The 24,051-nt window shown below is 65.4% G+C and carries 21 protein-coding genes; 3 read left to right on the forward strand and 18 right to left on the reverse strand.

Annotation, left to right across the window (positions count from 1 at the left end):
* Positions 1-33: 33 nt before the first annotated feature.
* The 17 genes from QN157_04520 to QN157_04600 all read right to left on the reverse strand — a co-directional run bounded on the left by QN157_04520 (position 34) and on the right by QN157_04600 (position 18,631).
* Positions 34-1,551 (reverse strand): flippase, encoded by a 1,518-nt coding sequence (locus QN157_04520; GenBank protein MDR7554850.1) that lies wholly within the window; start codon positions 1,549-1,551, stop codon positions 34-36.
* A gap of 43 nt (positions 1,552-1,594) precedes the next feature.
* Complete coding sequence (locus QN157_04525; protein MDR7554851.1) at positions 1,595-2,209, reverse strand: DapH/DapD/GlmU-related protein; 615 nt, start codon at positions 2,207-2,209, stop codon at positions 1,595-1,597.
* Positions 2,210-2,343: 134 nt separating this feature from the next.
* Positions 2,344-3,678 carry a glycosyltransferase gene (locus QN157_04530; GenBank protein MDR7554852.1) on the reverse strand — a complete coding sequence of 445 codons (1,335 nt, stop codon included), beginning with the start codon at positions 3,676-3,678 and terminating at the stop codon, positions 2,344-2,346.
* Positions 3,679-3,732: 54 nt separating this feature from the next.
* Complete coding sequence (locus tag QN157_04535; protein MDR7554853.1) at positions 3,733-5,040, reverse strand: SAF domain-containing protein; 1,308 nt, start codon at positions 5,038-5,040, stop codon at positions 3,733-3,735.
* A 67-nt stretch (positions 5,041-5,107) separates the two neighbouring features.
* Positions 5,108-5,644 carry a dTDP-4-dehydrorhamnose 3,5-epimerase gene (gene rfbC / locus QN157_04540; GenBank protein ID MDR7554854.1) on the reverse strand — a complete coding sequence of 179 codons (537 nt, stop codon included), beginning with the start codon at positions 5,642-5,644 and terminating at the stop codon, positions 5,108-5,110.
* A 27-nt stretch (positions 5,645-5,671) separates the two neighbouring features.
* Entirely contained in the window at positions 5,672-6,316 is a 645-nt protein-coding gene (locus QN157_04545) for a hypothetical protein (GenBank protein MDR7554855.1), read from the reverse strand.
* Positions 6,317-6,458: 142 nt separating this feature from the next.
* Positions 6,459-7,580, reverse strand: coding sequence for an SDR family oxidoreductase (locus QN157_04550; GenBank protein MDR7554856.1), 1,122 nt, complete (start codon positions 7,578-7,580; stop codon positions 6,459-6,461).
* Positions 7,581-7,704: 124 nt separating this feature from the next.
* The gene (gene rfbF / locus QN157_04555) at positions 7,705-8,481 is read right to left on the reverse strand and encodes a glucose-1-phosphate cytidylyltransferase (protein ID MDR7554857.1); all 777 of its coding nucleotides are present in this window, start codon (positions 8,479-8,481) and stop codon (positions 7,705-7,707) included.
* Positions 8,478-9,062: an SIS domain-containing protein gene (locus QN157_04560; protein ID MDR7554858.1), complete on the reverse strand. Its 585-nt coding sequence runs from the start codon at positions 9,060-9,062 to the stop codon at positions 8,478-8,480. Before QN157_04560 ends, rfbF begins: the two co-directional genes overlap by 4 nt.
* Positions 9,040-10,383 (reverse strand): sugar transferase, encoded by a 1,344-nt coding sequence (locus QN157_04565; protein ID MDR7554859.1) that lies wholly within the window; start codon positions 10,381-10,383, stop codon positions 9,040-9,042. The genes QN157_04560 and QN157_04565 overlap by 23 nt, the downstream gene beginning before the upstream one ends.
* A 19-nt stretch (positions 10,384-10,402) precedes the next feature.
* On the reverse strand, positions 10,403-11,437 hold the full coding sequence (locus tag QN157_04570) for a GHMP kinase (GenBank protein MDR7554860.1): 1,035 nt from the start codon (positions 11,435-11,437) through the stop codon (positions 10,403-10,405).
* A gap of 89 nt (positions 11,438-11,526) precedes the next feature.
* Positions 11,527-12,204 (reverse strand): CpsD/CapB family tyrosine-protein kinase, encoded by a 678-nt coding sequence (locus QN157_04575; protein MDR7554861.1) that lies wholly within the window; start codon positions 12,202-12,204, stop codon positions 11,527-11,529.
* Between the two features lie 13 nt (positions 12,205-12,217).
* The gene (locus QN157_04580; protein ID MDR7554862.1) at positions 12,218-13,807 is read right to left on the reverse strand and encodes a GNVR domain-containing protein; all 1,590 of its coding nucleotides are present in this window, start codon (positions 13,805-13,807) and stop codon (positions 12,218-12,220) included.
* Between the two features lie 34 nt (positions 13,808-13,841).
* Positions 13,842-14,969, reverse strand: coding sequence for an SLBB domain-containing protein (locus QN157_04585; protein MDR7554863.1), 1,128 nt, complete (start codon positions 14,967-14,969; stop codon positions 13,842-13,844).
* A gap of 155 nt (positions 14,970-15,124) precedes the next feature.
* Complete coding sequence (locus QN157_04590; protein ID MDR7554864.1) at positions 15,125-15,685, reverse strand: transcription termination/antitermination NusG family protein; 561 nt, start codon at positions 15,683-15,685, stop codon at positions 15,125-15,127.
* Between the two features lie 610 nt (positions 15,686-16,295).
* A complete protein-coding gene (locus QN157_04595) occupies positions 16,296-16,934 on the reverse strand; it encodes a response regulator transcription factor (GenBank protein ID MDR7554865.1) in 639 nt (212 codons plus the stop codon).
* 395 nt (positions 16,935-17,329) lie between these two features.
* Positions 17,330-18,631, reverse strand: coding sequence for a UDP-glucose/GDP-mannose dehydrogenase family protein (locus QN157_04600; protein MDR7554866.1), 1,302 nt, complete (start codon positions 18,629-18,631; stop codon positions 17,330-17,332).
* A 404-nt stretch (positions 18,632-19,035) separates the two neighbouring features.
* Here QN157_04600 and QN157_04605 point away from each other — a divergent pair, with 404 nt between their 5' ends.
* From QN157_04605 to QN157_04615, 3 genes are read left to right on the forward strand one after another with little or no spacing between them, the layout of a single operon-like run.
* Positions 19,036-19,977: a GDP-mannose 4,6-dehydratase gene (locus QN157_04605; protein ID MDR7554867.1), complete on the forward strand. Its 942-nt coding sequence runs from the start codon at positions 19,036-19,038 to the stop codon at positions 19,975-19,977.
* Positions 19,974-21,560 (forward strand): cellulose synthase catalytic subunit, encoded by a 1,587-nt coding sequence (locus tag QN157_04610; protein ID MDR7554868.1) that lies wholly within the window; start codon positions 19,974-19,976, stop codon positions 21,558-21,560. The genes QN157_04605 and QN157_04610 overlap by 4 nt, the downstream gene beginning before the upstream one ends.
* Positions 21,475-22,536, forward strand: a complete 1,062-nt coding sequence (locus QN157_04615) for a glycosyl hydrolase (GenBank protein MDR7554869.1) — start codon at positions 21,475-21,477, stop codon at positions 22,534-22,536. Before QN157_04610 ends, QN157_04615 begins: the two co-directional genes overlap by 86 nt.
* Before the next feature lie 108 nt (positions 22,537-22,644).
* Here the strand turns inward: QN157_04615 and QN157_04620 are convergent, their stop codons facing one another.
* Positions 22,645-24,018 (reverse strand): glycoside hydrolase family 2 TIM barrel-domain containing protein, encoded by a 1,374-nt coding sequence (locus QN157_04620; protein ID MDR7554870.1) that lies wholly within the window; start codon positions 24,016-24,018, stop codon positions 22,645-22,647.
* Between the last annotated feature and the right edge of the window lie 33 nt (positions 24,019-24,051).

The following is a 24,051-nucleotide window of genomic DNA, read 5'->3' on the forward strand; positions in this document are numbered from 1 at the left end:
CACCTGGGCGCGACGCGTCAGCGTCGCCCGGCCTCAGGCTACAGGCTCGGGCCTCCTGCGTATCGCACCCCGAAGGGACTCCACCGGCAACCCTCCCAACGCGGAGAGCAGGGCCACGTAGACGAGCGCCCCGAGCGGCACGCCGACGCCGACCGCCGCCCACAGCGGGAGCGCTTGCACCGGCCATACAACCGCCCCCATGGTCGCCGCGGCGACGCCCGGCTTCCAGACATCCACCACCGCCAACCGCATCTCCGCCGATCTCGTAAGCATCCACCACCCGGTGGCGACCATGAGCACCTCTGTCAGCACCGTTACCACCGAGACCCCAGCGTACGAGTACCGCGGAATCAGCACGTAGCTGGCCGCAACGCTGCCCAACGTCACGATCGCGACGACGCGCAAGTACCGTGCCTGCAGGCCCCGCAAGATAACCAGCGAAAGCCCCAGGTGCGCAAACCCGCCGGCGAGCACCGCCCACACCAGTACCCGCAACGCATGCACGGCGGTCACCGGGGTGCCGAATACACTCACGGCAGACGCTGCCAGGTACGTCTCGCCGCCAGTCAGGCGAACCAGGGGCGCTGCCAACACGAACGCGCCAACGACGACGGGAAACGCGCACGCCGCCAGCGCACCCACGGTCCGCCGCACCACCGCGTCGGCGCGATCGCGACGGTCGAGAGCCCGCGCGAGGACTGGAAACAGGTTGCCGACGAGCACCGCAGGGAACGCCACGAGCACGTCTGTGAGCTTGAACGCCACTCCGTAGACTCCCACGTCGAAGCTCCCCCGCATGGCCGCCAGCAGTATCACGCTCGCCTTACCGTATGCCAGGGACAGGACAGCGATTAGCCCCACGGGCACGGCCTGCGCCACCAGCGCGTGCCAGTACGTGCGGTCCACGCACCACCCCAACGGCTCGAAGCGACGCAAGAACCCCACGCACACCCCAGCCATGACCAGGGAGCCCAGCAGCGAACACGCGATCACGACGAGCAGCGGCGCACCCGCCAGCGCGGCAACCGTCATGCCCAGCAGCGCCACGAGGCGTCCCAGCGCTTCCGCGGCCACCGGGTAGACCATCAGGTGTCGGGACTGGAAATACGCCATGGCGGTATTGAAGACCGCGCCCCAACACGTCGAGACGGCCAGCAGCGCCACGCCGATCGTGACCACGGGTTCGAAGCGGAGGACGAGTGCCAGTCCCGTGCCGGCGACGGCAACGACCCCAGCGAGCAACAGCCGCAACGGCAACGCTCTCGCGAGAATCTCGGTAGCCTGGTCTTCTCGCTCCGAGAACTCCTTCACCAACGTCGCGAAGAAGCCAAAGCGCGCGAACGTCTCGAAGACCACGGCGAACGTCATGATGGTCGTGTACCGACCCATCTCCCGCACGCCATCTACCGGACCGAGATGGTGGACGAAGGCGCGCGCCAGGACCATGACGAGCAGGGCCTGGGTCAACGTCGTGACGATCCGCCCAATGAACTGGATCCCGGTGTTCCACGCCACCGCGCGAGCAGAGACGCCCAGAGCAGAAACCGGCACAGCGCGCCCTGCCGCGCCACCCACGGACAGCACCCCACCCTCCCTACGCGGTGTGCACGCGTTCTCCATCGCCGACCCCATGGCGCATCCGAAGGACCCGGGCGGGTACTCCCGCGGCGATCGCGCCGGCGGGGACGTCTCGCGTCACCACGGCGCCCGCACCGATCACCGCCCCCTTCCCAATGCGCACGCCGTCCAGCACGATCACGCCCACGCCGAGCCACGCGTGGTCTTCGATCACGATCGGCCCCTTGCTGTCCGCGGGCTGCCGTGAAATGGGCGCGTCCGGTGCCATACCGTGGTTGTACGGGTAGAACGCACAGTTCTGCGCAATCCCCACGTCACGACCGATCTCGATCGCGGTCTTGTACGCGACCAGCTGACACCCTCGGTGGATGCGCGAGTCCGGTCCGATGCGTATGGACCCCCCCAACCCGACCTCCAGAACCGCGTCGCCGAATATCTTCACCCGGTCGCCGATCTCGACGGGACCGCCGCCCACCTCCTGGAAGATGATGACGCGGTCACCAATGAACACGTGTCGCCCGAGCCGCAGCGCCTTGTGATGAATCTCCGCACTGGGTGCCACGAACCCCTTGCTCGTCATGCGGGCCAAGTACAGCCTGGCCTTGTAGGGAGGTGCGAACCACGTCGCCACGCGAGTCGCCAGACGCCCAGGCCAGCTCAGGCCAGCGAACTGCATCCAGAACCCGCCCCAGAGGTGGAAAAACCTCACTTTCCGCATGTCTCGCCAAGGGAGGTCTCGCCAGTTCATGCTCGGCAGCCCGCCTCCTACGACACCACACCCGCCGCCGGCTTGGCGCCGACTTCTGCAGGACCTCCCACACCGGCTCCTACCTCGCGCCGCCCGGCGAGCGCGGCCCGGTAAAGCTCCACGTACCGCCGCGCCTGTACCTCGAGTGTGTACTCGTCCAGTACCACCTGCCGCGCCCGTTTGGCCATCGCCACCCGCAGGTCATCGGCCTGCAGCAAATGACGAATCGCGTCCGCCAGCGCCGAGATGTCGCCCGCGGGCACCACCAGACCGGTGACCCCGTCACGCACAACCTCCGGGATACCTCCGGCTGCGAACGCAACCACGGGCGTCCCACAGGCTTGCGCTTCTAACACCACCTGCGAAAACGTCTCCGCGATCGAGGGAGCCACCAGCAGATCGGCTGCGCTGTAGACAGCAGACAATAGGCGCTCGCTCTGGACGCGGCCCAATCGCAGGTGCGGCACGGGTACTGCCGCTGGCAGCGGACCACCTCCTGCGGACACCAACATGAGGTCGCGAACATCACCCAGCCGGTGCAAAGCGTCGGCGAGCAACGCGAACCCCTTCTCATGGCGCGCCAGCGGGTGAGCGACGAACAGCACGATCCGCGCGTCGCCAGGGAGCCCGAGCAACTGCCGGCAGAACCTGCGGTCTCGGGGCGCGAACATGTCGGCATCCAGCCCGTGCGGGATCACGGTGATCTCGAAGTTGCTCACCACGCCGGCCTGCCGTGCAGCCGTGGCCAGCCACCGGCTGGGTGCGACCAACCGCAACCGTGCCCGCGGTAAACGCGCAAAGAGCGCCTGTTTGCGCAACCACACCTGCCGCGACAAATCGTTCTCGCGGGAGGACCCCAGTTGCGGGCAGGCGCCGCAGCCCGTTACGAACCTCCCACACCCATGGTCGTAGTGGCAGCCTCCCGTAAAGAAGTTCATGTCGTGCAGGGTCCGCACCACCGGCGCGCGCGCGGCAGCGGCCAGCAGACACCGGTAGTCGAGGAACCCGATCATGGCATGTACGTGGATCACATCCGCCTGCGGGAGCTGCGCCAGGACTTGACCAGCGTGTACGCTACGGTCGTCACTGAAGATGCTGACCCACGCTGGCCTGGACCTTCGATAGGGCAGGCGACTCGCAGCGAACACCGCACGCCGTACCTGCCGCGCGATCCGCGCCACCGCGTCCTGCGGCGGACGGTACCGCCGAACACGCGCCCCGGCGAGGTCGCCTGGGTCGCCCGCGACGAAGACGATGGAATCGACGCCACAGCCCAAAAGCCCACGATGGAGCCGCATGACAGCGGCCCCGACACCATCGGTCGTCATGGTGGTCACCTGGACGACTCTCATGACGGTGGGCTGCCCCAACCTCCAGTCATGGGTGGCGCCCAGGCCACTGAACGATCACCGCGCACCACCGTCGACCGGGAACATCGCGTCCTGCTCGGCCCTCAGACGGTCACACAGACGACCCGGGGGCACCTCCACATCGTCGTAGCTGAGGACCTGGTCGCGCGCGACCGCGCGTCTCAGGCGGCATCCCTCCGCGAGCCCCATCGGCAGCAACCGCTGGGCCCTCACGATCGGGGCGTTCTCGCACTGCCCGTACACCGTGAACCCCCCGATGCCGTCCAGCTCCTGGCCCGCAGCCAGGTCGGTTTTCGCGGTCGCCACCACGTCGACACAAGGCGCACCACGAGGCGCGACGGCCGCGTCGCCAAAGATCACCGCTCGCGCCACGGTATTGGGGACCTCGAAATGGCACAGGTGATATGGCGTGTAGAAGCAGTACACCGGGCCGGGCCCAAGCTTGTAGAGCTCCAGGTACCGCCGCTGTACCGGATGCTCGTGCGTCCCCAGAACGAACACGCCCGGACTCGGCACTGCCCCAACGACGTAGTCGACGATCCCATCTCCGTGCAACAGCTCCGCAAGGGGGAACACCCGAACCGCCTCCTGAATGAACGTCCCTGCCGGCACCGTAAACCCGTACATCCCGCGGCGTGCCACCCGCATGCCCGTCGCGTTAGCCACGACCGCCTGCTCGAATGCGATCTTGGTGCCGTCCGCGAACGAGGTCACCATCTCGGGCTTCTGTCCCCACTTCCGAGCGAATTCCCGCTGCGTCACCGGTGTCCGGTATGGATCGTGCAACCCCTTGATGTTGCCGCACAGGATCGGGCGGACGCCGATGCCCCTCACGAACCGATAGAGGTTCATGAGGACGCCTGGCTGATCGCCGTCGGCGTTGGTGATGACCACGTTTCGCCTGCTGGCGTACGTACGCAGCAAGGGGCCAATCGTTCCGTCGAGTTCGGCATTCATCAAGATCACGTGCTTCCGGTTCTCGATGGCGGCCATGACCACACCGGCGGCAAACTCGACCGTCCCTGTGACCTCGATGATCGCCTCGACGGTCTCCGCTCGACAGAGGAGGAACGGGTCCTCGGTCACGGCGCACTGCCCGCGCGCGATGAGCGCTTCCAGCTCCGCCTCGGTCTCCACGACCCGGGGCGTGACACCGGCGGCCTCGTAGGCTCGTCGCGCTTCGTCGACGCGCCGGTTGGCGATGGCCACGAGCCGCATGCCCGGCACAGCAGTCAGAAGCTGCAGGGCGATCCCCTTCCCCATGAAACCCGCCCCCACCATGGCCACGCGAATAGGGCACCCTTTGGCCTCGCGACGCGCCAACGCTTCGTCAACGAGGATCATGCGCCTCTCCGACCGCCCGTCGGCGGGGTGCACTCCATCCCAGGGCAGGGTACCGCATCCGACAACGTCACCCGCCCGCTCGATAGTTGGGCCAGCTCCGGTCCTTCGCCGACACCACCGTGACCTCCAGCGGCCACACGATGCCGAAACAGGGATCGTCGTAGCGCACGCCCCGCTCCGCGTCCGGTGTGTAGAACTGTGACACCTGGTACACGACCTCTGAATCGTCCTCCAGCGTCTGGAACCCGTGAGCGCACCCCTCGGGCACGTACAGCATGCGACACCCGTCGGCCGTGAGCTCAACGGCCATCCACCGCATGTAGGTCGGCGACTCGGCTCGCAGGTCGACCACCACGTCGTAGATAGCTCCTCTGGCACAGCGCACGAGCTTCGCTTCCTCAAACGGCGCGACCTGATAGTGCAGCCCCCGTATCGTTCCCCGCCGCCGGGTACGTGATATGTTGATCTGCACAAACCGCACGTCGAGGCCCGCAGCTGCGAATTCGCGCTCGCACCACGTTCGCGCGAAGAACCCGCGTTCGTCGCTCCGCTTCTCGAACTCGATGAGAAATGCTCCCTGCACGTCGGCTTCCAAAAAGATCACGACCCTCTCACCGTCCGCCGCTCGTCGTCACGCCAGGGGCAGCTCCGGCGATCGCACCAAGCCGTCGTGCTCGGCATACCGGCTGTGGTCGAAGATGTGCGCCATCCAAAACTGCTCCACCCACATCGTGTCGGCGAAGGGCGAGGGGACGAAGTACCTCAACCCAAAGATCGGCGAGAGCTTCCGGACTTCGTGCGTGTGGTTGAACTCCGCGATCGCCAGCCGTTCGCCGTTGAATTCACTGTAGGTAAACCCCATGACGTCATCGAAGTAGCAAACGACGCGAGGGAGCAGCACCTCCTCGGACGCCTCCAAGAGCCGCAGCGCAGCCCGGGTGGAGCTGTAGTAGTCCAGGTCGAAAGACGCGAAAGCCACGGGGGCAAGGCCAGTCTGCAGCACGTTGTCCAGCGTATCCTCCACCAGCCCCAGGACCAACCGCGCTCTGCGCAGGCGCCGCACGAGTTTCTCCACGTCCATCGGGAAGTACGCTGCCGCCCACAAATTCGGGCAGTCTCTGACGTCCTGCGGTCTCGGCATCCCCGTCCCTGTATCAAACCCATAGACGTCCACGGCCACACCTAGCTGCGTCTCTACCCGTTCGGCGATGCGCTCCAACGCCACGAGCCCGTTGCCCCCCGCAACGCCAAACTCGACCACCGACACACGGTCCATGCGCAGCACTCGGGCCAAACTCACGCCCTGCACGACGCCCCACGCGTACTGCGGTCGGGAACCGCACACCGGATCCGTCACGATCCGCCGAAACACCGATGCAAGGTCTCTGTACAGATACCCGGGATCCCGCACGGGCGCCTCACGAAACCAGTCCTGGCCCCGGCCGATAAGCCACCGAACGCGCGTTCCCAACAGGTGTCTCAAGCCCACACCCTGACTCCTCCAGTGCCCGGCGACGATGTCGCCAAAAGAGCGCCTCGTCGACCTGGCCACCGGTGATCAACCTCTGCAGGCACTTCACGCGTGTGAACGTCGGCATCTCGAACACTGCCCGCGTCAACTGCACGCGCTCGAACAGCGCCCGCAGCTCGTGCGCACCCGCTCGGACATCATGCTGGCATCGAAACCCGGGCAACACGGCGTGAATCTTCTCGAATGACACCCGATAACTCCGCTCATCGCTATCGGTCTGCCCCAGCGACACCCGGCATCCGGGAAACACCTGGGCGACGATCTCGGCGATCTCAGCCACACGGTAGTTCTCCTGCGTCTGTCCCACGTTGAAGATCTGGCGGTGGACGACGGCGCGCGGCGCGTCCAGCACGCAGGCGACGGCCTCGGCGATGTCCCGTACGTGGACTACCGGACGCCACGGGCTCCCGTTACTGGTCATGCGGATCTCGCCAGTGGTCCACGCCCACCCGGCGAGGTTGTTCAACACCAGGTCGAATCGCATCGCGGGTGATGCGCCGTAGGCCGTCGCGTTGCGCAGAACTGTGGGGGAAAACTCGTCGTCGGCCATGCGCAGCAGTTCTTGCTCGACGAGCACCTTGCACACCGCGTACGGCGTCCGGGGATCGAGAGCCGATTCCTCGACGCGGTAGTCCTCCGAACCTCTGCCGTACACGCTGCACGAGGAGCTGTAGACGAACCGCGGCACTCCCGCCTGCTTGCACAACCGGGCCAACCGGACCGAGCCACGGTAGTTGATCTCGTAGGTGACGGCCGGGTTCAAGTACCCCACCGGATCGTTCGATAGCTCGGCCAGATGCACCACCGCGTCGTAGCCGACGAGGTCTTGGGGCTCCAGCTCTCGAACGTCACATGCCAGGTATGGCGCGACCCCGGCACCGTCATCGTAGAGCAGTCGCTCGCGGTAGAAGCCGGTATCAGCTCCCGCGACGACGTGCCCCCGGCTCCGCAGGGTCGCTCCGAGCACGGTACCGATGTAGCCCTGCAACCCCGTCACAAACACCCGCATACAGGCAACCCCACCTTCGCACCACTCACAGGACCCGGGCTCCTGGCACTACCGCAGACGAGGGGGGCCCACCGTATCTCTGTGAGGCTGTCGGCTGCTCGGAGACTCCCAGGTAAGGGGAACCTCAAGGCCAGATCTTCCACGGCGCCTTGCCGCTTGCCCACAACTCCTCCAACATGTTCTTTTCCTTTAGCGTGTCCATACACGACCAAAACCCATGATGCCGATAGCCCATCAACTGCCCGTCGCGCGCGAGACGCGGCACCGCGTCCCGTTCCCACACGGTCTCGTCACCGTCCACGTAGTCGATGGCGGCCGGCTCCAGGACGAAGTATCCTCCGTTGATCCACCCTTCGCTCCGCTCGGGCTTCTCGTAGAACTCCACGACCCGGTCGCCCTCAAAAGCGATCCTCCCGAACCGCTCCGGCGAACGTACGGTCGTCACCGTCGCCAGTTTCCCGTGCGAGCGGTGAAACGCGAGCAGCGCGCTGATGTCGATATCGGCCACCCCATCGCCATAGGTAAACATGAAGGTCTGGCCGTCATCGAGCCAGGGCCGCAGCCGCTTCAACCGACCACCCGTCTGGGTGTACAAGCCGGTGTCCACCAGATGCACTTTCCACTTCGGCTGCGTGTACCCGTTGTGGACAACGACGCTGCCGGTCTCCAGGTCTACGGAGATATCGTTGTTGAGGGCGTAGAAACTCAAAAAATACTGTTTGATGATCTCCGCCTTGTAGCCCAACGCGATGACGAACTCGTTCACGCCGTGCGCGGAGTAGATGTTCATAATGTGCCAGAGGATCGGCTTGCCGCCGATCTCCACCGCGGGCTTCGGGCGAGACGCCGTCTCCTCCGAGAGCCGCGAACCGAACCCTCCAGCCAGGATGACCGCCTTCACCGTTCCAGGGTCGCAACCGGTGTCATGGCGGCGATCCGCGCGCGCAGGGCGACGCACAGTGCATGTGCGACGACCAGATGAACATCCTCGATCTGCTCCATCCGGTGGGTCGGGGCGAGCACACAGTGGTCCACCAGACCACGTAGTTGGCCACCGGTCCCACCCGTCAGTCCGACAACCGTCGCCCCATGCTCACGGGCCCACCGCGCCGCCGCCACGATGTTGGGCGAGTTCCCGCTGCCGCTGATCACGACGAGGAGATCCCCTGGACGACAGAGATTGGCCAGCTGTTCCACGAAGATGCTGTCGTACGCCACATCGTTAGCCCACGCCGTCATGAGGGGCACGCTGTCGGTCAGGGCGACCGCTCGAAACCTCGGTTGCCCCGGCACCGCGGTGCCCTTGTTGAGATCGTTGGCCCAGTGCGATGCAGTGGCGGCGCTCCCACCGTTGCCTGCGATGAAAACCAGCCGCTGCTCCCGCCAGGCACGCAGCAAGACCTCCTCGACGCGCATCAGCGCCTCCGCCGACACCGCGGCCAGGGCGCTTCGCAGGTCGCTAATGTACTGCGACACGCCCACGTGCCGCACCCCCCTCCATCGCCGGGTGCGCCCAGCGACCACCCACGAGACGCAACACAGAGCGCACCAGCAGTTCAAGATCCAGCCAAATCGTGTAGTTGCGGACGTAGAACAAAGTTGCGCGCATCTCGTCGTCGATCGAAACAGGCTCGTCCCACAACGCCCACATGCCGGTAAGTCCGGGCTTTACCAGCAGCAGGTCCGGCATCCACGACTCGTAGACTGCCCGCCGCGCGACGGGAATTGGGCGGGGCCCCACGACGCTCATCTGGCCACGAAGGACGTGCAGCACCAGCGGAAGCCTGTCCAGCCCCAGACGGTACAGCAACCGCTGCACGGCGTTCTGCACACCGCCAGGCCAGCCTGTGTCCAGGAAGACAGCCCGGAACGTCGTGCCCCCTCGGCCGACCATGCGAACGACCCGAAACGGTCGGACGCCGGTCACCAACAGCGCTGTTGCCGCAAGGCCTACGACTGGCAGCACCACGGGCAGCGCGCCAAGGGCCAGGGCATAGTCCATCGCGCCCTTCAACACGGCATCCACGCCGGAAATCCGAAAGCGCTCCAACGTCAGGAAGGGCAGAAACCCGCGCTCATGCACCTTGACGTTGGCCGCCACCACATCGCGCACGGCCGGTAGCACACGAATCGCCGTGCCGTTGAGGTTCAAGCCGCTGTGAGACAACTCCCGAAAGCTTTCCCATGCCATCGCGGCAGGGACCACAATCACCTCATGAGCACCGGTCTCCTCCACCACCCGCGCCAACGAGCTGGGCGGGCCAAGGACCTTCAATCCGTCCACCACAGGGGTGCCCACGGGCAAGAAATCATCGACGAACCCCACGATCCTCACACCGGCGTGTTTGAGGTCGGCAAAGTGTCGTGCCAGGGAGAGCCCCGCGGCACCAGCGCCTACAACGATCGCGCGCGACGTCAGGCCGCCGCGCCGGCGGATCGTTCGCACGACCCGCCGCAGCAGAAAACGCGCAACCCCCACCGCCAGAATCAACAGTACCCACGCCAGCGCCGCAAGCTCGCGTGAGGACACCACGCTGGCCGGCTGGGTCCAGAACCCCAAGACGATGAGCCCGAGGGTACTGACCGTACACCCGTAGATGACACGTCCGTATTCCGTTGGGCCCTCAAACAACTCGTCGAGCACGTAGAGCCTGTGCAGGCCAAACACCGCAACGGCAACGGGGACGCCCACCAGCAACGGCAGCACCCCAGCCCAGCTACCATCCTGATCCGACGCAAGCCACTGCGCGGCCGCCAACGCCACGGCCACCGCTACGCTGTCCAGCAACAACAGCCCCAGCACTAGTACACGCCGCGTTCGTCTACGCATACCGCGCCGCTGCCAACGGAAGCGTATTGTTCACCAGAATTCGCGCGCCGTCCCGATCCATGGCGAAGTCCATACGGCGCAGCCCTAACCTCTCGAGGGCGTCCGTCACCCTGCCCACGCGACGCAGCGGGCAATAGAGCATCAGAAACCCGCCGCCGCCTGCTCCCGCGATCTTCCCTCCGATGGCGCCGTGCGCCCGCGCCGTTTCGTAGTATTCGTCGATGCGCGCGTTCGAGATCCCCGGCGCCAGTCGCTTCTTCTGTTCCCACGAAGCATGCAGCAACTCGCCCACGCCGCCCAAATCGCCTGCAAGAAGGTAGCGTCGCATCTCCACCGCTGCGGCCTTGATGGCGTGCAACGACGTCAGCACCGCCGCGTCGTCCGCCGCGATCGCGCGTCGCTGCGCGTCGAGCACTCTCGCGGCTTCGCGCGCAACCCCGGTATAGAAGAGGAGAATCTCCCGCTCCAACGCCTCCAACGTGTCGGAACGCAAGGCCAGTGGCTCCACGGTGACGCCGTCGCGTTCGAACGTAATAGCGTTGACACCGCCATAGGCTGCCGCAAACTGGTCCTGCTTGCCGATCGGCATTCCGAGCTTCTCGATTTCGATAAAACACGCTAGCTCCGCAACCTGCCGCTTGGACAGCTGCAGCCCCAGCGCACCACTGACCCCCTTCAGGACCGCCACGGTGACTGCGCTCGACGACCCGAGTCCGGTCCCGGGCGGCACCTGAGATGCAAGGAACATCGAGAACCCTTCGCGGATATTGAAATGGTTCAGCACAGCGCGCGGGAGCGCCAGGTCGCCGTCCCAGAGCATGTTCTCTTCGGCTCTCTGCCGGTGGAACGTTCGGTAGTCCGACGACATGATTTGGATACTCTCGCCCCTGTTCACGGTAAGGAACACGTAGATATACTTGTCGATGGTCGCGCTCACGACGAGACCACCGAAACGCGCATAATAGTCCTCGAAGTCAGTACCGCCCCCGGCGAAGCTGATCCGCACGGGGGCGCGAGCGATCAGCATCGGTGCTCCTCACTCACGAGCATGTTATCCCCTTCAAAGCCACCCCACACCGATCCGCCCTGACGTGCCCGTACTGACATGGCAACAGCTCAACGCTTCAAGCGCCCATAGTAGCTGTAGGATGCTAGCTCGCTGCCGGTCACTGGAACGTTGTTCAGTACCACCCCGATGACATTGACACCGTGGAGCCGCCGCCTGATCATTGAGTTGACGTCCACTGGGGCCGCGCCAGCCTTGACCACCAGCAGCAGCCCGTCGAGAGCGGACGCGATCAACGACGTGTACGCCACAGCCGCGACGGACGGCAGATCGAAGATCACGAAATCCGCTTCAGAACGCAGCTGGATTAGCAGTTGCCTGACGCCCTCGGGTTGTAGTATCGACATCGGGGTCTTCGGCTTCGGTCCCGCAGGCAGCACCCGCAGCCCGCGGATCCCGCTTACGGGCCGCAGGGCCGGTTGCAAGTTCGCGTGCCGCTGCAACACCGTAGACAATCCGACGTCGTTCGGGACGTCGAACACCCGGTGGAGCGACGGCTTATACAGGTCGGCATCCACCAGGACCACCCGCTGCGCAGTTTCCACCATGACCAAGCCTAGGTTCGCCGCGGTGGTGGAGCTGCCGTGCTTCGGCTGCACTCCGGTCACGCCCAGAGACCACAGGTCCTTGTTGGTTTGCAGCATGTTGACTCGCAAAATACGATAGGCCTCCGCGAACGGCGAATCTTCGCCGTAGGTCGTGAACAGCTCGGCAGGTTTAGTCACCATGGCACAAACCGCCTCAAAGAACGGTGGACAACGAGTGCAAGATCCCCTGTCCCAGCCGCACGACATGATCTCCCGCGGCCGTCACCGAGCCATAGACCAGCTGCCATCCGAAGCTCAATGCACCGGCCTGAACCCGCGCAACGAACGCTGCGCCAACCGCGACCAGCGCAAGGACTACCAGTACCGGCAGGATGAAACTGCTGAGGCTGGGCGCCACCGTCAGGTATCGATACGTGCTGTTGCTCATGACGGGCACGGCAGTCAGCACCGGCACGCCGAAGGCGCCTTCGGCCTCATGGGTAGTACGAATCTTGTTGTCCACACTCTCCGCCAAGACCGCGAGGGCGGCACCCAGGAGCAGCCCCACGAAGCCTGCCAATCCAACCTTGACTGGCAGCTGCGCCGACTCGGGCTCGGTCGGAACAGTGGCTCCATCGACGATGGCAATGACCGCCTGCGCAGACGACTGTGCTCGGCTCTCACGGATCACTGCCTCCTGATGCAGACCGGCCAAGCGGATGTAGGTGGTCTCCGCGACGCGCACGTCGCGCTGCAGGCGCCCGAGCGTCATCTCGTTCTGCGGGACACCAACCAGCGCCGCCTCCGTCTCGCGCAGCAGCCGTGCCGTTGCTGTTGCGCGCGCTCGCGCCACCACGGCATCGATGTCAGCGCCAAGCATCTCCCGCAGAAACTGCTCGCGTAGCGGGCTAATACCCAACGACTGATCGCGTACTGCCCGCTCCGCCTCCAACCGAAGGCGCCGCTGTGCATCGGCTATGCGCGCGACCACCGCCTGCACCCGCGGGTGCTCATCGGTGTACACGTTTCGCAACCCTGCCAACTCCAGCTCCAGGTTCGTCAGGTGATCGCGCACCTGCACCACCACTGGGTTCGTCGCGATGGACACCGCCGCCAGTCGCCCGTCGTTGCGCGCGTTGAGTTGGGCCCGAATCGCATCGGCGCGTGTCCTGGCTAACCTCTCGTCCAGCAGCGCCCCATCGTGCGCAGCCTGCAGGTCAAAGACCCGCTGGACTCTCCGGGAGATCTCCTCAGAAGACCCCACGAACCGCGTCCTCGACTTGAACCCCAAGAGGGCTCGCTCCGCCGCGGCCAACCGCTTGCGCGACTGCTCGAGCTGCTCTTCGATGAACCGTCGGGTGCGTGCGGCATCGGCGCGGTTGACCTCGCCGTAGAACCGCTCGAACTCTCGCGCCACTGCGTTGGCAGTTCGCGCCGCTCGCTCGGGTTGCTCGTCCACCGCGCTAATGATCAAGAAATCACTGCCGCGCACCTGCGTCACGCGGATGCGGGGTGTCGTGCCCACCTGCTCGGCCACCCGTCGCAGCACCGTCCTACTTGTGATCATCAGGCTCACGTTCCGAAGCACCGTCTCACGGAAGACCCCAGACAGGGGCGCAAGGTTGGGATCTTCGTATGCCGTGGGGGCGACGATGCGTGGGGTGACGAGAAGGCTAGCCTCGGCCCGGTACAGTGGGCGCAACCCACGTGTCTGCACCACGACCGCAGCCACGGTCACAGCCACCAGGACGGCAATCATCCATGCCCGCTTCCTCATGATTTCGTAGTACTGCCGTAGCTCCATTGAGCGTCACCCCTTTCGGGTCATGCAGCAGCCGCTAATAGCCACCGAAAATGAGCCGCAACAGGCTGGCTGCGTTCAGGTACTGGAGTACCTGGCGGAGGTCGAGTCCCGCCTCCGGGACGTACACAACGTCACCGTGCTGCAACGGCACGTTCTGTGCAGCGTCCTGCCTTGCGAGGATCTGATTCACGTTGACGGTCACCGACCGTGTCCGCCCTGCTTCTAGACGGATGACGACCACCCGTGACAGGTCCCCCCGCTCGCCACGTCCACCGGCCATGGCGATCGCATCGACCAACTTCATCCCGTCGGCCAGGTCATAGGTACCCGGCCTGACCACCGCGCCCAGCACAGCAACGCGGCTCTGGTTCTCGGGAACCACCAGCATATCGCCCGGCCTGACCTGCAAGTTGGCCTCAGTGGCTCCGGCGAGTATCTTTTGCAGATCGACAGAGATCTGCTCCGTCCCCCGCACGATGAACGCGCGGGACAGTGCGGCCTTGCTGGTGACTCCTCCCGCGGCCGCGAGCAGGTCGGCGACCCGCTGGCCCTCCATGAGGTCGTAGGCTCCAGGGCGATTGACTTGCCCGAGGACAACGATGCGCCTGTCGGTCTCCGGAACAAACAAAACGTCACCAGGCTGAAGGTCGACGCCAGGGTTCGCGCTCTTGGCGATGGCTTCGAGCAGATTCAGGGGGATAGTTTGGGTGCTGCCACGGATGAGAACCGCCTTGGCCAGGTCGGCACGGGTCGTCGGACCTCCGGCGCTCGCCAAGACTTCCAGCACGCCCACACCCGGACGCACCTGATACTCCCCGGGGCGTTGCACCTGCCCCAACACGTAGACCCGATTCGTCCGAAACTCCCTGACGGTGACGGACACCCGTGGCGTTCTCACATACCGTGCGTAGAGCCTGGTGAGCTCCCCCACCAGTTGCTCCGTCGTCTTGCCAGCGGCCTTGACCTCGCCGATCAACGGCAATGCGACGGTGCCGTCTGGTTTGATCGTCACGGTTCGCGAGAGATCTGCTTCACCGAACACGGCGACCTCGATGACGTCCCCCGGACCGAGCACGTAGGCGGCCTGAGCCCACGCTGCAGGCGTAACCGCTATGCTCAAGAACAGCACGGACAGGATGCTCAACAGAGCGCCAGTCTTCATGACCGACCCCCAGTTACTTGCCCGACGACCAGTTACCCGTGAACCCGTCACCGGGGCGTGCAAGGGTATGCAAGACACAGCTCCGCCGCTCGCGCACTTAGCCGCTGACGCAGTGCGCTGGCCACCGGTATAGTCCATCCGTGCGTTCCCTCGTGTCAGGCCGACTCGAGCTCTCGTTGGTCAACCTCGACACCACGCTGCTGCCCAAGTAACTCCAGCAACACCCGCACGCGACCGACACGGGACATCGGACGGTCGAACACCGCTTCGAGCCCTTGTAGCGGTCCCGACCGAATCGTCACTCGAGCCCCCCGCTGAAAGCGGGGCCGCTGACGCACGAACCCGTGCTCTCGCACCCGCTCCTGGATAGCCGCGATCACTGCGGCCGGCACAGGAACGGGATCCTCCGCCACCCCAAGCACCCGTCGTACCCCTGGGGTCCACCGCACCGCGTCCCACATGCGGGGTATCAACGGATTGTCCAGGCCCACGAACAGGTAACCGGGGAACAACGGCTCCAGCCGTGGGCTCCGGCCGTTGCCACCGCCCCGGGACACTTCGAGAAACGGCAGAAACGTTGGAATTGCCTTGTGCGCCAGCAATCGGACCACCCGGGCCTCGGCATGACGCTTCACCTGGACGGCGTACCACACGAGCGTCCCGGTGCCGGCTCCGTCAACTGCCCACCGTCCTGCGGAGACAGCTTGGTCCTTCATGAGGCCCCCCCTATGGTGCCCGTTGTGGCCGACCACCCCCTCTCCCCATGGCCGTTGCGCAGCCGGAGGATGTAGAACAACTCCCGGTGTCCGTTCAAGTCACCTGCAAAGTAGAACCCCACCAGGACGAACTCATCGCCCCGGTAACTGACGATCCGCTTTCCGTGTTCGAGCCCCGAAGAAGTACACTGCTCTGCCCGAGCGTGTAGGTGGTGCTCGTCGGTAAGGAGAACATCGGTAGCAGCTGGGACCATCAGCCACCCCCCCGGGCTGCGGTTGTCCGTCCCCAGCCCCAGGTGACGCCGCAAGCCTCCGGTCCACCACCTGCGGTGCCCCGGCGGCCATGATCCGCCGCGGCCTCAGAGGGCAGCCTGAGGAGCCCGCGCACCTGATGATGTACCCTGGAGAACGCCGCGATTAATGTAAGAAGAATCTGCCGCGAGGGTCGATCTATCCGAAGAGGGAAGGGCCTCTCGAAAGAGGTAGATTCTCGGCCATCGAGCGGAGCGCGGCCGGACCGTACCTAGCCACAGCCCAAGCCCGCTACACCCCCAGGGCAGGCAACGTCAGCGTACAGGGACTCCGGCGGGAGAGGGGAAAAGAACCGCCGCTACTGAATCAGCCCGCGGCGCAAGACATACGCGACGGCCTGAGTGCGGTTTCGAACCCCCAGCTTGCGGAGGATATGCCGGATGTGGGTCTTGACCGTTCCCTCGGCGAGGAAGAACTTCGCCGCGATCTCCCGATCGGTACTCCCCCGAGCCAGTTCAATGAGGATCTCCATCTCGCGCTGCGTAAGACCCTCCGACTCCAGTCGTAGCTTTGAGCGTTGCTCGCGCGTGATGTGCAGCAGGCGCTCCATCATCCTCCGCGTAACCTCGGGGTGGAAGAATGCGCGCCCATTGCACACCGCCCGCAGGGCAGCAGCGAGATTTGCCACCGGGATGTCCTTCAAGATATACCCTGTTGCACCCGCCTCGATGAATTGAAGTGCCTTTACGTCGTCGAGACGATCGGTCATGATCACGACTTCGATCTGTGGAAATGCTTCCTTAATCACCCTGGTGGTCTGCAGCGTATTGCTTGGCATGTCCTGATCCATCAGCACCACGTTGGGTACCTTCTCGCGAACCAATTGAATGACGTCTTCAGTCGACGCCGCTTCGGCAACAATCTCGACATCCTCCACGGCACTCAAGAGAACGCGAATACCCTGCCGGACCAGCGCAAGATCGTCCGCCAACAGCACGCGAGTGGGCGCAGAATCGCCGATCGTCCTTCACCTCTGAGGTCATCTTAGCTCATCTACCCAATCTATACCCATCGACATACGTCCTTAGACACACACGTCTGCCACGGCCTAACCACGCACCCGGCAGATCGTGAGGCGCGGTTGGGTACGCGAACTGGTGTTCCGATCCGACAGCGGCACCTCCATCATCCGTCGCAGTCTGGGTGAGCCGCGGTCTTGCCTTGCGAACAGGACGCCTGCGTGAGGCGCTCCTTCGCCCAACGACAGGAGAACTGTGCGGGGGCTATCGGCTTCAGAACCACGATGGCATGGCACCCGGGCAAGAGGCATATGCCCTTGAACCCAGCGTCTCTCCCGCCAGCCCGCAAGGATGCTCGGCACGAGGGTCTACGTTATCGGCGGCCCATCCCGCGATAGACGAAGCCTGCCTCCCGCGCTTTGCCAGGATCGAGCACATTGACACCGTCGAGAATCCGCGGGCGCGCTACCACACGCCGCAATCGTACGAGGTCCAGTTGGCGAAACTCCTCCCACGCGGTGAGGATGACCACCAGATCGGCGCCCGCGGCAGCAGCGTACGCGTCGTCGTACAGCGCGACGGTAGGAAGGATGCCGCGCACCTCCCCGTTGGCCACAGGATCATATGCCCGGATCCTCGCCCCCCGGCGCTCCAGCCGGTCGATGATCCGGACTGCCAGGGAGTTACGTACATCACTGGTGCCGGGCTTGAACGCCAGTCCGAGCACCGCCACAGGGCGCGCGTAGGCATCGCCATCGAGCAGGTCGAGCGCCTTGCGCACTGTCTGTCGCACCTGGTGATGGTTCTTCTCCATTATCGCCCGAAAGAACGCCGGTTCGTACCCGGTGCCCTCTGCGATTCGAATGAGTGACACAATATCCTTTTCGAGACAAGGCCCACCGAAACCTATCCCGGGCGATAGGTAAGTACTTCCGATCCGCGGGTCGTAGCTCATGCCCCGCAGGACCTCGAAGACGTCGGCACCGGCTGCATCGCAGAGGTTGGCCAGTTCATTGACAAACGAAATCCGCATGGCCAGGAAAGCGTTAGAGGCGTACTTGATCAGCACAGCGTGCTCGAATGTCGTCTCGAGCACCGGGGCCTCCAGGCGTACGAACAGCTCCCGGACCTGCCGTCGCGCCTCAGGGTCACTTCCGCCGACGACGATCCGGGTGGGGTGGAAGAAGTCGTAGACCGCATTCCCCTCGCGCAGGAACTCGGGCAGCATCACCAGATCGTAGTCACGGCCTTCAACGAGCGCGTGCCGCTCGAGAATACGTCGCAGCACTTGGTGTGTCCCCAACGGTACCGTGCTCTTGATTACGATGGTCACTCGATGCTGCAACACGCCAGCCAGCTCTTCGGCTGCCGCAATCACCTGGGAAAGGTCGGCCTCCCCGTCGTAGCGAGGTGGCGTCGCCACCGCGATGAACACCATGCGCGCGCCGCGAACACCCTCAGCCACGCTATCCGCCAGGCGCAACCGACCGGATGCCAGGTGCGCGTCCAGCAGCTCGCGCAACCCCGCCTCGTGAAACGGCAGGCATCCCTGCCGCACCAACGCCAGTCGCTCGCGGTCAGCGTCCACGACGGCTACCTCGTGCCCTAACTCGGCAAGCCCCGCGCTGGTCACGAGCCCGACGTAGCCCAACCCGCCAATGACGCAGACACTCACGGCCGTCCCCTCACTCAGACGATTCCACCGCTCAGAAGTACGCTGCCATCCCTGCGGTCCCTTCTGCAACTTTTCGGACGGCACGCGCAGGCAGTCTCTGGCACTGTACTCTGTACCCCGAAACGCTCGGTGGCGCCGTTTGAGCCCACTGCCACTACCGCTCCGTGCGCATTGTACCCGACGAGCAACTATACTAGTCTTGACACCCTACGGGTAACGGTCGTCCATGTAGGTGACCGCGGCGCGTAAAATCCGGCGGCTTGGGCATACACCTGAAGGGGCGCGGGAGGCTACGCAGGGAGCAGCCGAGCTGACCCTTGCGGTCGGCGTCGAAGCGCACCGCTCACGTGGACCATCGGTAGGGATACACGTAGGGACAAGGAGCGACACGTGTGGTAGCCATCGTGGGACGGGCACTCATTTCCGGCGGAGCCGGTTTCATCGGTTCCCACCTGTGCGAGGCGCTGGTGGCTGCGGGATGGCACGTCACCGCCCTGGACGACCTCAGCACCGGACGTCGCGCCAACATCGCCTCGCTCCTGGCACACCCTCGCTTCACCTTTGTTGAAGGCGACGTTCGGATGCCGGTTGCCTGGACCGGCGACGTCATCTTCCATTTGGCGAGTCCGGCCAGTCCCGCGGCCTACGCCCGGGCGCGCGTAGAAACCCTGACCACCAACGCCCAGGGGACCCTGCGAATGCTGGAACTCGCCAGGCGAACCGGCGCTCGCCTAGTCCTGGCGTCGACGTCGGAGGTTTATGGCGACCCGGAGGAACACCCGCAGCGTGAGACCTATCCGGGCCGCGTCGATCCGACCGGTCCCCGGTCCTGCTACGACGAGGGCAAACGCTACGCCGAGGCGCTCGTCGCAGCCGCGGTACACGAGTGGGGTATCGACGCACGGATCGCCCGGATCTTCAACACCTACGGTCCGCGGATGCGCCCGGACGATGGACGTGTGGTCGTCACGTTCGTCACCGCGCTCCTGGAGGGCCGGCCACTGCGCATCTTCGGGGACGGCCTCCAGACCCGGAGTTTGTGCTACATCGACGACATGGTCCGAGGGTTGGTCCGGCTAGCCGAGGTTCCCGGGCTGGCGGGTGAAGCGATCAACTTGGGGAACCCGGACGAGCGCACGGTACTGCAAATCGCCGAGGCGGTGCAGCGTGTGGCAGGGCGCACGGCGCGCCTGGTGCACCTCCCGCCGCAACCGGGCGATCCGCAACGCCGCTGTCCCGACATCACGAAAGCCCGGCGCCTGTTGGAGTGGTCGCCGGAAGTTCCGCTGGAAGACGGCCTCAGGCGTACTTGGCAGTGGTACGAAGCCCACGTCGCGGTCTCATGACGTGCCTCGAACGGCTCGTCACCTGGCTGCTAGTGTCGATTGGCCTGCTAGCGCTGGTCCACTTCTTCGCGTGGTGGACCACGCCGGGGCACGTGGCCAGCCTGCCGCTGTTCATCCTCTTCACGGCCGCCGCGTGGTTCTCGGCGTTTCGCATGTTCGCCAACTGGTTCGCCCTCCTGCACGTCGAGCGTCCTGCCCATCGGCCCCCGCCGCCCGGATGGACGGTGGACGTCATGACCACCGCGGCGCCGGGAGAACCACTGGCGTTGTTCGAAACGACGCTGCCTGCGCTGGTCAACCTCCGCTACCCCCACAGGACGTATCTGCTGGACGACAGCGGCCGCGAGGAACTCCGGCGATTGTGCGAGGCGCTCGGGGTCCACTACCTTCGTCGCCCGCACCCCGGAACAGGAGGCAAGGCCAGCAACGTCAACTACGGCCTCGCCCACACCACCGGCGAGTTCGTCGCCATCTTCGACCCCGACCACGTGCCGGTCCCCGAGTTCCTGGACAGGGTCCTCGGCTACTTCACCGACCCCCGCGTCGGCTACGTCCAAGCCCCGCAGGTCTACCACAACGAACACGAGACGGCGGTGGCCCGGGGCGCCGCAGAGCAGACCTACGAACTCTACGGGCCCACCATGATGGGGCTCCACGGCCTGGAGGCCCCCCTGGTGTTCGGCTGCCATACCACCTTCCGGCGCACCGCCCTCGAGTCCATCGGGGGCTACGCCGTGCACAACGCCGAGGACCTGCGCACCGCCATGCGCCTAACGGCCGCCGGCTGGAAGGGCGTCTACGTACCGGAGGTGTTGGCCCGAGGACTGGCGCCAGCCGATCTTGCTACCTTTTTCCGTCAGCAGTTCCGGTGGGCCCACAGCGTGTGCGACCTCTTCTTCCGTGACTTCTGGCGGCTGCTGCCCCGCTGGAATGTGTTCCAGGCCGTCACCTTCTTCATGGTGGGCACCTACTACTTCGTCGGACCGGCCATCCTGGTGAACCTCCTCCTGCCGCCCTTCCTGCTGTTCGCAGGCGTGCGCGGCGTCGCGGACACCGCCGCGTCCTTCCTGACCCATCTGGGCCCCCTGGTGGCGTGCAACTTGGTCATCCGACGGTGGGGCCAGCGGTACCTGCTGCGGGCTGAGGAGCGCGGCTGGCATCCGCTCGGCATGGTGCTGTTGTTCGCAAGCGCCTTCGTACACACCGCAGGCCTGGTGGCAGCCCTGATCGGCGTCCGGGTACCCTATCTGGTGACGTACAAGACGCGCCAGCCCAGCGGACTGCGTCACGTGCGCCTCCACCTACTGGTGGGTACGGTTTCCATAGCGGCGGTGCTGCACGCCTTCGTCACCGCGCAACCCGATGCCGCCATGTTGGAACTCCTGGCTCTGTGGAACACCGCCATGATGGGAGCCGCGGTCTGGATCGCCCTGGAGGAGGAAACGTATTACCGGCGACAGCGCGCAAGCTCGCCGCGCGGAGAGGGGACTGGCGTGCATGCGGCGCCACTGGAAGACCGTTCGCCTGCTGCTGCTGGCCGGCTGGCTGCTGGTTCTGTGGTGGGGCGGGCGCTGGAGCGTTGAGCGCCTCGCGGCCGCGGCCCTGCGATGGCGCCCCGCGCCACCAGCACCGTTCTCCCTGGACGACCTTCGCCGCCCGCCCCAGGGCTGCTACCTGGGCATCTACATGCCGTTCGTTCCGCAGGAGATGCAGCCGCTCAAGACGCTGGAACGCCGGGTGGGCCGGGGCTTCACGATGATCAGCCTGTACCAGGCCTGGGGGAGCCGTAGGGAACAGCAGTTCGACCCGGCTCCGCTCAACCGCATCCTGGCGCACGGTGCCGTACCGGTCCTCACATGGGAACCCTGGGTAACGGACTTCGAGGGATACGGGCTCCCGCCGATGCCAGATCGGCAGTTCCGTAACCTGCAAGCGATCGCCCGGGGCGACTACGACTTCTACCTGCGACGCTGGGCGCGCGATGCGCGCCGGTGGGGCCGTCCGCTGCTGATCCGCCTGGGGCACGAGATGAACGCCACCTGGTATCCGTGGGGGGAACGCGCGTACGGCAACACCGCACAGGACTACGTCGCCATGTGGCGTCACGTGGTCGAAGTCTTTCGGCAGGAAGGCGCCACCAACGTCCTCTGGGTCTGGTCGATCGCCCAGCGACCGTTCCAGGGTCTCTACCCTGGCGCTGGATGGGTCGACTGGGTAGGCGTCACGGTGCTGAACTTCGGGACCGTGCCCCCTGGCTGGCGATGGCGATCGTTCCCGGAGCTCTTCCGGCCGCTCTACCGGGAACTGGCACCGTTGGGCAAGCCGATCATGATCGCCGAGGTCGGGTCGGCTGAAGACGGCGGTGACAAGGCTGCGTGGGTATGGGAAGCCATGACGTCGCTCAAGACCGAGTTTGCGGCCGTGCGCGCGTTCATGTGGTTCAACAACGCGCAGGACATCTACTGGCCCATCAACTGGTCACTGACGTCGTCGCCCGGCGTGGTCCAGGCGTTCCGCCGCGCCGCAGCGGATCCGTACTTCATCGCCCCGCCGCGGTGACCCCGACGCGTCGGCCGGACCCGGGTGCGTCTCGCCCCATGACCGCAACCCCGCGGGAGACGCAGCTTGCCCTCAGTACGCGAACGCCCGTCCGCTACCTGCACGTCGCTAGGGCGTCCGGGGCGCGTCGTACACACCGAAGGTGACACTGCCGGTGCTGACCCACCGATCGTCCCGCGTGGTGACATACACGTACAACCGGTAGATCCCGGGGGTGCCCGGACTCTCCAGCGTGACCTGCGGCAGGTCGGACGTGAACTGCGCGGTCACGTGCGTCATGGTGACGGGGGCGATCAGGTACGTGTACCGGTACCGGGCAGGATCCAGTGCCGGGAGTAACCGCGTTTGCACGATGAACGACTCCTCGGGCCGCATCCAACGCTTGTAGAGGACCACCGCAGCGACGACGGGCCGTCCGGACGGCGCCGGCTGACCCGTCCATGCCTCCCGCAGCGCCCAGTACGCCGGCTTGAGCCGATCGCGGGAGTCGGTCAGGCCGAACCACGTGAACGATCCCTCGTGTTTGTCCTTCCACGTAAACGCGTTGCCTCCCAGGTTCCACCCTCGGTAGGCCACCACGTACTGCTGCCAGTTCGCGGCGTACGCCCTGGCCTTGACGACGTCGGAGGGTTCGACCGGCTGTCCCAGGTCGTCCACAACTCGATGCGGTAACCAGTACCCCGGCGGCCCGAACTCGGCCACGAGGTACGGTCGTCCGATCTGTGCGCGCATGACCGTGGCGTGCAGATTGCTGATGTCTTGCTCGAAGTAGCTGTTCACACCAAAGACGTCCGCGGCCGGGACGAGACGGCGAAACATCGCCAGCGAGGCCCCCAGACCCAGGTGCTCGGGCTCGTCGGGTGCGTGTTCGTCCACCACCATAACGGGATGGGCAGGATCCAACGCCTTCACCAGCAGGGCAAGGTCGTTCACAAACCTGTAGAACGCCTCGCGCTGCGGAAACAGCTCGTGCGCCCGCGGGTACGTCTTCTTCAGCAAACCCCACGTTTCATTCCCCAGCGCCCACATGAGCACCGCAGGATGTCGCCGGAACCGCAGCACCCACTCCTGGACGCGCCGCCGGTACATATCCAGACGCCGCTGATCCCGCAGGTAGTCGACGTCGTGGTCCAACCAGAACCCCAGGATGACCATCAGCCCGTGGTCACGCGCTGCGTCGAGAATGGCCGGGAGATCGTCCGTGTAGCCGTAACGCCGAATCGTGTTGGCCCCCAGGGCGCGGATGCGCCGGAGGTGCACAGCGAGCCGGGTGGGCGTCAGGGGCTCGCTGGGGTCGTCGGGGTCCTCGTTGAGCGAGAATGAAACACCCTGCACGTACCACGGACGTCCATCGACTTCAAGCCGGTAGGCTCCTGGCGTTCCCGTGACGCGCACCGTCCGCTCCACGAGCGGTCCGGCGGTCACAAGCACCGTGCTTGCGATGACCAGCCAGGCAGGAATCACCCGCAGCGACACACGCACACTGTGTCCTTCCACGCTAGGAGCGATCGGCCC

Source organism: Armatimonadota bacterium (assembly GCA_031459855.1).
In the GTDB taxonomy this organism is placed as follows: Bacteria; Sysuimicrobiota; Sysuimicrobiia; order Sysuimicrobiales; family Humicultoraceae; genus Fervidifonticultor; species Fervidifonticultor primus.